The organism is Actinomycetota bacterium (assembly GCA_040754375.1).
Lineage (GTDB): Bacteria > Actinomycetota > Acidimicrobiia > Acidimicrobiales > AC-14 > JBFMCT01.
On the sequence record JBFMCT010000029.1, the window covers coordinates 1 to 12,146 of the forward strand.

Here is a 12,146-nt window from a genome sequence, read left to right on the forward strand (position 1 = left end):
AGACCAGGTAGGGGGCGTCGAGCTCGCCCCGCTCGGCCATGAACAGGTTGTGGGTCCACTCCGCGCCGCACTCGACGGACACGACCGTGTGGATGAGCTCGACCCTGGGCAGGCCGGGGATGATGCCGGCCAGCAGGTGCTCGAGCCGGGGGTGGGTGGCCCCGGTGGCCGCCACCGAGCACCCGTCGCACGAGCCGCCCACCATCCAGATCAGGTAGATCTTCTCCAGCGGGCCCAGGCGGACCTTGGACGTGTCGGGCTCTACCGCACGCGAACGCACCCCGATGGGGGCCATGGGGTCGAGCGGGTTCTGGCGCCAGTCGAGGTAGCCCCCGCCGGCGGGCATGATGGAGCTGCCCGTGGCCGACCCGGCCGACCCGGCTATGTCGAGCCCAGCCGCCTCGCCTCCGCTAACCTTACCCCGAGTGTCCTTAGGAAGACGCCGAGTGGTCGACTGCCCAGAACCCTTGCCCGCACTTCCGGTCGCCATCTTGGTCAGACCCCCCCTTTTGGGTCGAAACTAGAGGTAGACTACACCTATCTGGCCCGCCCGTCAGGTAGCAGTGTAGCGCCGGGTGGGCAAATCCCGAGGGGAGGTTCGCTGGTGAGCGAGACGCTGGACGCACCGCACTGCGGCGCTCTGAAGTCCATGTTCTGGCGGAGCGAGATCCTCCAGGTCATGTACTGGCTCCGGGGCGAGGGCTTCGGCGAGGAGGTCGACGCCGGCCTCATCGAGCGCTTCCTGGGCGTCGATGCCGAAGTAGGTATCGACTACCTCGACCAGCTCGTCGAAGAGGGCCTCATCGACCGGATCGGCGATCTTTACACCCTGTCCGAGCTCGGCAAGCGCGAAGCTGGGTTGGAGTTCGCGATCGCTTTCGACGACCTGACCAACCAGGCTCACGGAGAATGCGGGCCCGACTGCCCGCACTGCTTCCCCCCTGAGGGAGTCGACAGCGACTGCACCGAGGGTTGTCCAGCGTTCGAGCTCTCCCAGGAGGCCAGCCGATGAAACTCAGCAACGACGAGGCCCAGGGTGGTCTGCCCCGCAACTACCTACGGGCCAGCCTGTTGCTGCTGATCGCCGAGACGCCGGCCCACGGCTACGACCTGCTCGAGCAGATCGGCCACCTCGGCCTGCGCAACGTCGACCCGGGCGGGCTCTACAGGGCCCTGCGGGTGATGGAGAAGGACGGGCTGGTCGAGTCGTGGTGGGAGCACTCGTCGGCCGGGCCGGCGCGCCGTAGCTACCGCCTCACCGAGGACGGCATCGACTGGCTTCACGCCTGGGCCGGCGCCCTGCGCGAGGGCCGGCGTTACCTGACCACCTACCTCGACCGCTACGACCGCATCGTCGACACAGTGCCGGTCGAGCAGTCCCTGTCATAGCGACCACGCCCCGCGGGCGGGAACAATCCGCCCCGGCGCGTACGCTGGTGAACACATGAGCTCTCTCCGAATCGCAGTGGCGGGCAAAGGCGGTGCCGGCAAGACCACGTTCTCGGCCACCCTGTCGAGGCTGCTGGCCCGCCAGGGCCGCGACGTGATCGTGATCGACGGCGACAGCAACCCCAACGTGGCCGTCGCCCTGGGGGTCGACAGAGAGCTGGCCGAGTCCCAGCAGCCCCTGCCCATAACCTTGGTCTCGCGCAGGATGGGGGGCCCCGCCCTCAAGGACCCGATCGACAAGGTGCTGGCCGATCACTCGATCCCCGCTCCCGACCAGGTGCGGGTGCTGATGATGTGCCTGCCCAAGCACGCCGACGAGGGCTGCCTGTGCACGTCCCACGCCACCGTGGCCGGGCTGATGAACGACATCGCCGACCGGGAGGACTCGGTGACCGTGCTCGACCTCGAGGCCTCGCCCGAGCACCTGAGCCGGGGCACCACCCGCAACGTCGACGCCCTGTTCCTGATCGTCGAGCCTTATTACCGGTCCTACGAGACAGCCAAGCGCATGGCTGCCCTGGCCGCCGAGCTTCCCATCCGCCGGGTGGCCGTGGTGGCCAACAAGCTGCGCAACGCCCGCGACGCCGAGGCCATCCGGGAGTACTGCGAGATGGTCGGGCTCAACCTCGACGGCGAGCTACCGTGGAGCGAGGCCGCCATCAACGCCGACAAGGAGGGGGTCCCGGTGCTCGACTACGAGCCCAGCGACCCGTTCATCTCGGCCGTGGCCAAGGTCGCCGACCGGGTTACCGCCCTGAGCGACTGATCGGCGGATAGCCCGACGGCGGCCCCAGGCCAGGTGGCGGTCGGCGAAGTCGCGGGAAAGTCATGCCGGGGACCCCTCCGGTAGATGTATCCTGTCTCTATCCACCGGCCACCTTGCGAATGAGCACTTACTCACCCAAGTCCGAGGGCCTGCGGGCCCTCTACTGGCGAAGCGAGATCCTGCGGCTCATGTACTGGCTGCGGGGCGAGGGCTTCGGTGACCTGGTCGACGCCCCGATGCTGCGGCGTTACCTGGGCCTGGACGCCAAGGTGGGGCTCGGTTACCTCGAGAACCTGGTCGAGGACGGTCTGGTGGTGAGAGACGGCGATTGGTTCGCCCTGTCCGAGCAGGGGCTGGTCGAGGGCGAGGAGGAGTACCTCTGCGCCTTCAGCGACCTGCTCAAGCCCGTCCACGGCCAGTGCAGCCCGGAGTGCTGGTGCCAGATGTCCGACGAGGAGGCCCAGGCGTGCTCCTCCCAGAAAGAACGGCCGACCCCCACAGAGAGGAAGAGCCGCAACCCATGAGCCCCGCAACCAGCCGGGACACCAACGGTGCCCTGCCCCGCCACTACCTCAAGCCCTGCCTGCTGCTGCTGCTGGCCGAGGGCCCGTCCCACGGCTACGAGCTGCTCGAGCACGTCCGCAACATGGGGATCAAGGGCGCCGAACCCGGCGGTCTCTACCGCTACCTACGGTCGATGGAGAAGGAGGAGCTGGTCAGCTCGTGGTGGGAGCCTTCCCAGGCTGGCCCGGCCCGGCGCACCTACGTGCTCACCGACGAAGGGGCCGCTGCCCTGGAGGTGTCGGTCGGCTCCCTGCGGGACGTTCGCGAGATCCTGGTCAGCCTGCTCGACCGCTACGACGAGCTGCCCGCCAAGTCGAGTGCTCACTAACCCCGCCGGGGTGCGAGAATGAGTTGAAAGCCAGCGGCGGCCCCGGTCCCGAACGAATGAGGTGCGCGTATGTGTCTCGGTATCCCCGGAAAGCTCGTCGAGATCGTTGACCTCGCCGAGCACCGTGCGATCGCAGACGTCGACGGTGTCAGGCGCGAGATCAACATCCACCTCGTCGAGGGTGAAGCCGGCGGCATCAAGATCGGAGACTGGGTCCTGATCCACGTCGGGTTCGCGATGTCCCGTATCGACGAGGAGGAGGCGGCCCGCACCCTGGCCTTCATCAAGGACCTCGGGAGCCTCTACGACGACGAGCTGGCCCAGTTCGCGTCCAGCGGCACCGACCCAACCGAGTTCCATGCCGCCGGCAAGGCCGCCCCGGGGGCTTCCGAACAGGTGGCACCCGGCGCAGGGGCCGCACAGGTGGCACCCGGCGCAGGCGCCGCACAGGTGGCATCGTGAGGTTCGTCGACGAGTACCGCGACCCGGTCGCGGCGCGGGCGTGCGTGGCCGAGATCGACCGGGTGGCCGGTTCCATCGCCGAGGCCAAGGGCCATCACCTGAAGTTCATGGAGGTGTGCGGTGGCCACACCCACACCATCTACAAGCACGGCATCGAGAACGTGCTGCCCCCCTCGGTCGAGCTCGTCCACGGGCCCGGGTGCCCGGTGTGCGTCATCCCCATGGGCCGGGTCGACGACGCCATCGCCGTGGCCAAGACCCCGGGCACGATCTTCACGTCGTTCGGCGACATGATGAGGGTGCCGGGCGGTTCCGAGAACCTGCTCGAGGCCAAGGCCCAGGGCGCCGACGTGCGCATGGTCTACTCCCCCCTCGACGCCCTGCGCATCGCCATGGCCAACCCCGACCGCGAGGTCGTGTTCTTCGCCGTCGGCTTCGAGACCACGGCCCCGTCCACGGCCGTGACCCTGCTCAAGGCCAAGGAGAAGGGCGTGCGCAACTTCTCGGTCTTCTGCAACCACGTCACGATCGTGCCGCCCCTCAAGGCCATCTTGGAGTCGCCCGACCTGCGCCTCGACGGCTTCCTGGGCCCAGGCCACGTCTCCACCGTGATCGGCAACCACCCCTACCGGTTCGTGCCCGGGGTCTACGGCAAGCCGCTGGTCACCGCCGGGTTCGAGCCCCTCGACATCCTCCAGGCCATCGTCATGCTGTGCCGCCAGATCGACGAGGGCCGGTGCGAGGTCGAGAACCAGTACACCCGGGCCGTCGTCGATGCCGGCAACCCCAAGGCCCTCGGGGTCATCCGCGAGGTCTTCGAGCTGCGCCCCCACTTCGAGTGGCGGGGCCTGGGCTTCATCTCCCAGTCGGCCCTCAAGCTGCGTGAGAGCTACGCCGCCTTCGACGCCGAGCTGAAGTTCGAGGTGCCGGGCGTGCGGGTGGCCGACCCCAAGGCGTGCCAGTGCGGCGAGGTCCTCAAGGGCGTCATCAAGCCGTGGGAGTGCAAGGTGTTCGGCACGGCCTGCACCCCTGAGACCCCCATCGGCACCTGCATGGTCTCCTCCGAGGGCGCGTGCGCCGCTTATTACAACTACGGCCGCTTCACCAAGCAGGCGACGATCCCCGTCAAGGTCGGTTAGCCCCCGATGGCCGACGGGGGGGACGGCTCGGGGGACGCTGACGGCACGGGCCACGACAGGGTGGCTCCGGAAGACGGGGTGGCTCCGGAAGACGGGGTGGCTCCGGAAGACATAGTCCTGGAGCGCATCGAGGCCTTCCGGCGGCGGCGTCCCAAGCTGCGCGACGACTTCATCAACTCGGCCCACGGGGCCGGGGGCAAGGCGTCGGCCGCCCTCATCGACGCCGTGTTCCTGGAGGCGTTCCGCAACCCCACGCTGGAGACGATGGCCGACGGGGCCGTGCTCACCCTGCCCTCGGGCGAGCGCCTGGCCTTCTCCACCGACTCCTACGTGGTCAAGCCGGCCCGGTTCCCGGGGGGCTCCATCGGCCACCTGGCGGTCCACGGCACGGTAAACGACCTGTCGATGATGGGAGCCCGGCCCCAGTGGCTGTCGGCCGGGTTCATCCTCGAAGACGGCTTCTCCATAGAGGAGCTGCGCGACATCGTGGCCGACATGCGCGAGGCGGCCGTGGCCGCAGGCGTCGAGATCGTGACCGGGGACACCAAGGTGGTCAACAAGGGGGCGGGCGACGGGGTGTACATCAACACCGCGGGCGTCGGCCTGATCCCCGAGGGCGTACGCCTCGACCCGTCGCTGGTCCAGCCCGGGGACAAGGTCCTGGTGTCGGGCAAGATCGGCGACCACGGGGTGGCCGTTCTCATCGCCCGTGGCGACCTGGCCCTGGAGGCCGACATCCCCTCGGACACCGCTCCCCTCAACGGCCTGGTCGAGACCCTGCTGGCGGCTGCGCCCAACACCCGGTTCCTGCGCGACCCGACCCGGGGGGGCGTGGCCACCGTCTGCAACGAGCTGGCCCGGGCCGCCGAGGTGTCGGTCGTGCTCCAGGAGTCGGCCATCCCCGTGCGCAACATCGTCAACGGGGCGTGCGAGATCCTGGGCATCGACCCCCTCTACGTGGCCAACGAAGGCCGCCTGGTGGCCGTCGTGCCGCCCGGGGAGGCCGACGCCGCGCTGGCCGCCATGCGCGCCCACCCGGTGGGGGCCGACGCCGCGGTCATCGGCGAGATCCGCGACGACCCGCCCGGCATCGTGATCCTCAACACCCACTTCGGGGGCAACCGCATCGTGGACATGCTGGTGGGCGACCCCCTGCCCCGCATCTGCTGACGTCCCGCCGGTTCCGCGTCACCGGCACCGTCCAAGGCGTCGGGTTCCGCCCCTTCGTCTACCGCCTGGCCATCGAGCTCGGCCTTGTCGGCGAGGTCTCCAACGACAGCCTGGGCGTACTGATCGAGGCCTCCGGGCCGCCCGAGGCCCTCGACGCGCTGGCCCGGCGGATCGTGGCCGAGGCTCCCCCGCTGGCCCTCGTCGAGTCACTGGAAGCCACTGACGTCGCCGGTGTGGGCACCGGGCCCGGGTTCCGCATCGTCGACAGCCGGTCCGGGGGGGCACCCGCGGTGGCCGTGCCCGCCGACGTGGCGACGTGCGACGACTGCCTGGCCGAGATGGCCGACCCGGCCGACCGCCGCTACCGCTACCCGTTCGTCAACTGCACGAACTGCGGGCCCCGCTACACGATCATCGAGTCCATCCCCTACGACCGGGCGGCGACCACCATGGCGCCCTTCGCCATGTGCGCCGACTGCCGCCGGGAGTACGAGGACCCGGCCGACCGGCGGTTCCACGCCGAACCGGTGGCCTGCCCGGCGTGCGGGCCCCACCTCTCCTACGGCGACCTCCACGGCGACCAGGCCCTGGCCGGGGCGGCCGCCGACCTGGTCGCGGGCCGGGTGCTGGCCGTGAAGGGACTGGGCGGCTACCACCTGGCGTGCGACGCCACCAGCGAGCGGGCCGTGGCCGACCTGCGCACGCGCAAGGCCCGCGACGACAAGCCCTTCGCCGTCATGGTCCCCGACCTGGAGGCCGCCCGCGCCCTGTGCCAGCTATCGCCGGCAGCCGCGCAAACCTTGGCTTCGGTGAGGCGCCCGATCGTGCTCGCCCCCCGGCGCCCGGGTGCGGCCGTGGCCGCCGGGGTGGCACCCGGCCTACCCGAGCTGGGCCTGATGCTGCCCTACACGCCCCTGCACCACCTGCTGCTGGCCCAGGTGGGGCGGCCCCTGGTCATGACCAGCGGCAACCTGTCCGACGAGCCCATCGCCCACGAGGATCCCGACGCTCGCGAGCGCCTCGGTCCGCTGGTCGACGGGGCCCTCACCCACGACCGGGCCATCCACATCCGCTGCGACGACTCGGTCGTACGAGACGTGCCCATGGGTCCCGAGGGCCCCGCTGGTGAGCCCGAGGGCTTCGTGCAGATGGTCCGGCGCTCGAGGGGCTACGCCCCCGAGCCCGTACGCCTGCGCCAGGCCACGTCCCGCCACGTCCTGGCCGTGGGGGCGGAGCTGAAGAACACGGTAGCCGTGGCCAAGGGCGACAACGTGGTGGCCAGCCATCACATCGGCGACCTCGAGCACCTGGCCGCCTACCGGTCGTTCCTCCAGGCCGTCGGCCACCTGTGCCACCTGACGGGCGTGACCCCCGAGGTCGTGGCCCACGACCTGCACCCCGAATACCTCTCGACCAAGTTCGCCACCGACCTCGACGACGTGGCCCTGCTGGGGGTGCAGCACCACCACGCCCACATCGCCGCCTGCCTGGCCGAGCACGGCCGTGCCCCGGGGGAGCCCGTGCTCGGGGTGGCCTTCGACGGGCTGGGCATGGGCACCGACGGCACCATCTGGGGCGGCGAGCTCCTGGTGGCCGACCTGCGGGGTTTCCAGCGGGTGGGCCACCTCGAGCCGGTGCCCCTGGTGAGCGGCAACCTGGCGGTGCGCGAGCCGTGGCGCATGGCCACCGTGTGGGCCGACCACGCCCTGGGTCGCGACGAGGCCGAGCGGTTCGGCCGGGCCGTCGACGACCGCTGGCGGGCCGTCCTGGCCCTGGCCGAGAAACCCGACGCCTTGCTCACGACCAGCGCGGGCCGGCTGTTCGACGCGGTGGCCGCCCTGCTGGGCCTCCACCCCCGGGTGACCTACGAGGCCCAGGCGGCCATCGCCCTCGAAGCGCTGGCCACGACGGTGCCCGTGGCCGAGGCACCGGCGGGTTGGCCGGTCGAGGTGCACGACGGCGACCTGGTGCGCATCGACCCCTCCCCCCTGCTGGCCCGGGTCGTGGCCGAGCGCGACCGGGGGACGGCGCTCCCGCTCATCGCCGCCGGCTTCCACCGGGCCCTGGGGGAAGCGGTGGTGGCCGCCTGTACCCGGCTGAGCAGGGCCCACGGGCTGGGCACCGTCGCCCTGTCGGGCGGCGTGTTCCAGAACGCCCGCCTGACCGCCGTCGTGGCCGGCGGGCTCACCGAAGCCGGGCTCACCCCCCTCGTCCATCGCCGCCTGCCCCCCAACGACGGCGGCGTCAGCGTGGGCCAGGCCGCCATCGCCGCCGCCTCGACCTGAAGCCCCCTGGCCTGGTCAGGTCAGGGCCGGCCGTGGACCTCGGTGACCGCTCCGTCGGCGCCGGTCACCCGCAGGACGGGGCCGGCGGGGGTGGCGGCCGAGGCGAACGTCAAGCCCAGCACCTCGCAGCGCAGTGGCCCGGTGACCAGGGAGGCGCCCTCGAGGACGAACATCTCGGCAACGCACGTGGCCGGGTCGACGACCAGGACCTCATCCACGCCCATCTCGGCGTAGAAGCCGAACTTGTCGTAGGTCTCGTCGCCAGGTGAGCGGACCTCGACCACCAGCTCGGCCCGGCCCTCGATCCCCCGCTCGGTGGCGTGCTCGCGCCGGTAGGCGGCCAAGTCGGGGATGCGGTGGTCGGGGCGGCCCACCCCGGGCCGGTAGAGCTCGGTCCCGTGGGAGAAAGTCAGGCCCCGGCCCTCGGCCGCCGGGCCCAGCACTGCCGCCAGCCTGGTCGTGAACCGCTGGTGGGGCCCGCTCGGTGCCGGCACCATATGGAGCACCCCGTCCCACATCTCGTCCCAGCGGTCGGCGCCTGTGCGCCGCCGCTCTTCTAGGAGGTCAGGTGGGACCATGACCATCACTGCTCTCACCTACATGAGAATACACGAAAGCAGACGCACCGGGCGGGCCAATGGCACCGCCCGGTGCGCCGGAACCGCAGGCCGGGGCTAGCCCCAGCCCCCGCCGCCGGCCGACTCGGTGCCGACGAGGCGTACCACCAGCTTGACCTCGGGCTTGATCTGCAGGTTGATCACCGGGACCTTGAACGGCTGGACCCCGAAGTCGCGGATGTCGAAGGTGTGCTCGGCCTCGACCTGCAGGCGGCCGCCGTTGAGCGACGCCTGGACCTCCTCGACGAAGTCCTGGCTCACTCCGTGGAAGGTGAAGGCCCCGGCTACCTTGAAGCTGTCGGGGCCGCCCTCCACGCTGCGCAGCTCGTAGCGCACGTTGGGGTACTTCTTGGCGTCGATCTGCTTGCGCAGCGCCATGTCCTCGAGCTTCTTGCCCGTGCCGAGTTGGTCGACGTCGGCCTCGATCCAGGCGGATGCGCCAGGGCCCGGAGCCAGCTTGCCGTCGACCACGTCGACATTGGCCTCACCGCGGAGATTTCTGATCTCCCCGTGGATCGGATGCACGCTCGAATCGGCATTCAGCTCCACGACGCTTTCGGACGTCCACGTGAACTTGGCCACTCGTCGATCACCCCCTATTAGGCGGCACTCTGCCGCGGGATGGTGATCTTATAAGGCGCGAAAGCGGGGCCGGCCTCAGCCCCCGCTGAGGGGGTACCAGGAGCGCTTGAACGACGAGCCCTGGTGGGGCCTCCCATAGTGGCGCTTGAGCTGCTGGTAGACGAGGGCATCGCCCTGCCAGATCGGGTGCGAGGGCAAGTCGGCGTCGGTGTCCGACGGGGCCGGCCCCAGCTTGCTCTCGATCTTGCGGACGGCGTCGTCGGGCGACGCCGCGTCGGGCACCTCGGCGTGGAGCAGGTCGTAGGACGGGGCCAGCGCGGCGAACAGCTCGGCGGCCGCCATCTGCTCGAGCTCCTGGCGGCTGGGGCCGTCCTCGCTGAGGCTCAGGACCCAGTCCTTGTCCTCGGCCATCGGTCCTCCCGAGCTCCGGGGAGCCCGCGCCCGCGCCTCTTTGGGGGCTTTGGGGGCCTTCTCCTTCTTGCGCCGCTTGCCGCTCTCGGGCTGGACCGGGGCCGCCTGGGCCTGGGCCTGCTCAGGCGGGGGTGAACTGGGCGGGGGCATCGCCGGTGGGGACGTCGTCGGTGGGGACATCGTGGTCGTGCCACCGCCCCCTTGCGCCGCCATCTCGGCCCATGCTTGTTCTTCGTCGGCCATCGTGACCTACCCGTGCTGCTCTGCCCAGGCCCGGCGGAACCCGCTCGAGCCCGGCTGCGTACCGGCTGCTTCCTCGTCGTCGTCGACATCCTGCAGTTGCAGGGTCATCTTGGCGATCCGAGGGTCGACGATCATGTCCTCGGGCTCGAGGCCCCAGGCCAGGAGCTGCTTGGCCGCCTGGTCGATGGCCATGACGTCGTTGAGGATGATGCCCACGTACTTGGGGACGGGCTCGACCTGCTTGCAGATGGACTTCACGCCCACGATCACCGTGCCCAGGGTGAAGGTGACCCGGTTGAGGGTCCAGGCGACGGCGATCAGGTAGAGGGCGATGATCGCCACCGCTACCGCGATCCCGATGAAGAGGACGATCGACGCTACAGACAACCTGAGTTCCCCCTTGTTCCCATGACCTGAGTTCTCATGACTTGCTTGTGATGCCGGACGACGGCGCCGGGCCGGTCAGTCCTCCTCGACGGGCAGGAGGCGGGCCAAGGCGAGGCCGTAGCGCGTGACGTTGAGCCGGGCCGTGCCCGACAGCTCGCACGTGCGGATCAGGTTGGGCACGCAGTCGAGCGTGCCCGTCAGGAGCACGCCGTGCTCCAAGATGTCCTGAACGTAGGCGTCGATCTCCTTGATGGGCCGCCAGACCTTGTTGAGGAAGTACACAACGGCCGGGGCCACGACCCCGATGAGCAGGATGTTTCCGATCCACCACCAGACCACGCGTCGGCTCCTAGAGAGAGAACGGTCGGTTCCAAAACTGACGTGGCGATAGTAGGCCACCAAACGGGCATGGCGATAGTGTCACAGACATCTAGTTGTTGCTTAATATGCGACGTCGCTTTATGCCTATGACTTCTATCTGTTCAGCACACTTAGATGTGCCGGAGCAGAAAAGGGTCAGCGCGACAGGATGATCTTGTCGCAGACCGAGCAGTAGAAGTCGGTCGTGGTGAGCGCCTCGCGCCACTCCGCGGGCAGCCACTGGATGCTCTTGCAGCTCCGGCAGAAGATCTTGCCGGTGTGCACGGCCTCGCCCGCCCCCGCCATTATCGAAGGGCCGTTGCGCACCTTGGGCTTGGGGCGGGACCGGGCCTGGCCGTTGACCATGGCCCGCTCGCGGGCCTCGCGCTCCTGCTTGGCCTTGGCCTCGGCCCGCGCCCGCTCGCGCACCACGTCCTGCCAGGCCGGTTGCGCCCGGGCCCGGGCCATGCGCTCGGCCGCCGCCCGCTCGTCGGCCACGATGTTGTAGGTGACCTCGTCCTTGCGGCCCCGCTTGGCCAGGTCGTAGGCCTTGTTGAGCTGGGCCATCCGGCGCTGGGCCTCGTCCTTGACCGGGTCGGGAGCGTCGACGAACCGGTCGGGGTGGAAGATGTAGGCCAGCGTGCGGTACGCGGTGGTGATCTCGGCGCGGGTGGCCCGCTGGGGGACCCCAAGGACCTCCCAGGGCTTCATCGGGCGGCCCCCTCAGGACCGCTACCCACCTCGGACGACTGCTCGGTGACGCGCAACTCCCTGTCCTCCACTCAAACCCTGCACCGCCCCGGCAGGACCACTAGAACCTATCCGTCGCCGGCACCGCACCGAGATGCCCCCCGTCCCGCCCGCCGCGGCCCGTCAGCGAGGGGCCGGAGCCTCGATGGGGCACAGGCAACCTTCGATGTACATGTCGCAGCCGCTGCACGTGATCCGGCCGTGCTTTGCGTCGATGTAGACCCCACGGTTGCACATGGCGCACCGGCTCTGAGAGATGATGCCATCAGCTTGGGTCTTCTCCATGGCGCCAGTATCTCACCGTCGCGGCGAGCCGTCCCAGCGAAGCCCCGGGTGTGGGCCCGGGGGGACCTGGGAACACCCCAGCTATGAACGAGTCACTGGTCCTCTACCTGCTGGGTCTGGCGCTGTTCGGCCTCATCGTGGGGGCCATCGCCCGCCTCCTGGTCCCCGGCCCGAGCCCCATGGGCCTGCTGGGGACGATGGCCGCGGGCGTGGCCGGTGCCTTCCTCGGAGGGTTCGTGGGCAAGCTCCTGTGGGGCGAGGGCTACACGCCGGGCTGGATCATGTCGGTCCTGGGCGCCATGGTCGTCGTCTGGGCCCTCACCCGCCGCCGGGTCTACGGCTGATCCC

The 12,146-nt window shown here is 70.0% G+C and carries 17 protein-coding genes; 10 read left to right on the top strand and 7 right to left on the bottom strand.

Annotated features, from left to right (window positions below):
- Positions 1 to 346: hypothetical protein (locus AB1673_12285; protein MEW6154753.1), on the bottom strand; the 346-nt coding region annotated here is incomplete at its 3' end.
- 258 nt (positions 347 to 604) lie between these two features.
- Between AB1673_12285 and AB1673_12290 the strand changes: the two genes are divergently transcribed.
- From AB1673_12290 to hypF, 9 genes are all read left to right on the top strand, one after another.
- Positions 605 to 1,012: a hypothetical protein gene (locus AB1673_12290; GenBank protein MEW6154754.1), complete on the top strand. Its 408-nt coding sequence runs from the start codon at positions 605 to 607 to the stop codon at positions 1,010 to 1,012.
- Entirely contained in the window at positions 1,009 to 1,389 is a 381-nt protein-coding gene (locus AB1673_12295; protein ID MEW6154755.1) for a PadR family transcriptional regulator, read from the top strand. The genes AB1673_12290 and AB1673_12295 overlap by 4 nt, the downstream gene beginning before the upstream one ends.
- Positions 1,390 to 1,444: 55 nt before the next feature.
- Positions 1,445 to 2,215, top strand: coding sequence for an AAA family ATPase (locus AB1673_12300; GenBank protein MEW6154756.1), 771 nt, complete (start codon positions 1,445 to 1,447; stop codon positions 2,213 to 2,215).
- A gap of 119 nt (positions 2,216 to 2,334) precedes the next feature.
- Entirely contained in the window at positions 2,335 to 2,739 is a 405-nt protein-coding gene (locus AB1673_12305) for a hypothetical protein (GenBank protein ID MEW6154757.1), read from the top strand.
- Positions 2,736 to 3,107 carry a PadR family transcriptional regulator gene (locus tag AB1673_12310; GenBank protein MEW6154758.1) on the top strand — a complete coding sequence of 124 codons (372 nt, stop codon included), beginning with the start codon at positions 2,736 to 2,738 and terminating at the stop codon, positions 3,105 to 3,107. The genes AB1673_12305 and AB1673_12310 overlap by 4 nt, the downstream gene beginning before the upstream one ends.
- Positions 3,108 to 3,176: 69 nt before the next feature.
- On the top strand, positions 3,177 to 3,569 hold the full coding sequence (locus tag AB1673_12315) for a HypC/HybG/HupF family hydrogenase formation chaperone (protein ID MEW6154759.1): 393 nt from the start codon (positions 3,177 to 3,179) through the stop codon (positions 3,567 to 3,569).
- Positions 3,566 to 4,708: a hydrogenase formation protein HypD gene (hypD, locus tag AB1673_12320; GenBank protein ID MEW6154760.1), complete on the top strand. Its 1,143-nt coding sequence runs from the start codon at positions 3,566 to 3,568 to the stop codon at positions 4,706 to 4,708. Before AB1673_12315 ends, hypD begins: the two co-directional genes overlap by 4 nt.
- A 6-nt stretch (positions 4,709 to 4,714) precedes the next feature.
- The gene (gene hypE, locus AB1673_12325; GenBank protein MEW6154761.1) at positions 4,715 to 5,878 is read left to right on the top strand and encodes a hydrogenase expression/formation protein HypE; all 1,164 of its coding nucleotides are present in this window, start codon (positions 4,715 to 4,717) and stop codon (positions 5,876 to 5,878) included.
- A complete protein-coding gene (hypF, locus tag AB1673_12330) occupies positions 5,875 to 8,163 on the top strand; it encodes a carbamoyltransferase HypF (protein ID MEW6154762.1) in 2,289 nt (762 codons plus the stop codon). Before hypE ends, hypF begins: the two co-directional genes overlap by 4 nt.
- 20 nt (positions 8,164 to 8,183) lie before the next feature.
- Here the strand turns inward: hypF and AB1673_12335 are convergent, their stop codons facing one another.
- The 6 genes from AB1673_12335 to AB1673_12360 form a co-directional block, all read right to left on the bottom strand.
- Positions 8,184 to 8,747, bottom strand: a complete 564-nt coding sequence (locus AB1673_12335) for a Uma2 family endonuclease (GenBank protein MEW6154763.1) — start codon at positions 8,745 to 8,747, stop codon at positions 8,184 to 8,186.
- Positions 8,748 to 8,837: 90 nt separating this feature from the next.
- On the bottom strand, positions 8,838 to 9,362 hold the full coding sequence (locus AB1673_12340) for a YceI family protein (protein ID MEW6154764.1): 525 nt from the start codon (positions 9,360 to 9,362) through the stop codon (positions 8,838 to 8,840).
- 75 nt (positions 9,363 to 9,437) lie between these two features.
- A complete protein-coding gene (locus tag AB1673_12345) occupies positions 9,438 to 10,016 on the bottom strand; it encodes a hypothetical protein (GenBank protein ID MEW6154765.1) in 579 nt (192 codons plus the stop codon).
- 6 nt (positions 10,017 to 10,022) lie between these two features.
- On the bottom strand, positions 10,023 to 10,403 hold the full coding sequence (locus AB1673_12350) for a hypothetical protein (protein MEW6154766.1): 381 nt from the start codon (positions 10,401 to 10,403) through the stop codon (positions 10,023 to 10,025).
- Positions 10,404 to 10,478: 75 nt separating this feature from the next.
- Positions 10,479 to 10,742, bottom strand: a complete 264-nt coding sequence (locus AB1673_12355; protein ID MEW6154767.1) for a hypothetical protein — start codon at positions 10,740 to 10,742, stop codon at positions 10,479 to 10,481.
- A gap of 177 nt (positions 10,743 to 10,919) precedes the next feature.
- Positions 10,920 to 11,474 (bottom strand): J domain-containing protein, encoded by a 555-nt coding sequence (locus AB1673_12360; GenBank protein ID MEW6154768.1) that lies wholly within the window; start codon positions 11,472 to 11,474, stop codon positions 10,920 to 10,922.
- A gap of 407 nt (positions 11,475 to 11,881) precedes the next feature.
- Between AB1673_12360 and AB1673_12365 the strand changes: the two genes are divergently transcribed.
- Positions 11,882 to 12,142, top strand: coding sequence for a GlsB/YeaQ/YmgE family stress response membrane protein (locus tag AB1673_12365; GenBank protein MEW6154769.1), 261 nt, complete (start codon positions 11,882 to 11,884; stop codon positions 12,140 to 12,142).
- Positions 12,143 to 12,146 lie beyond the last annotated feature (4 nt).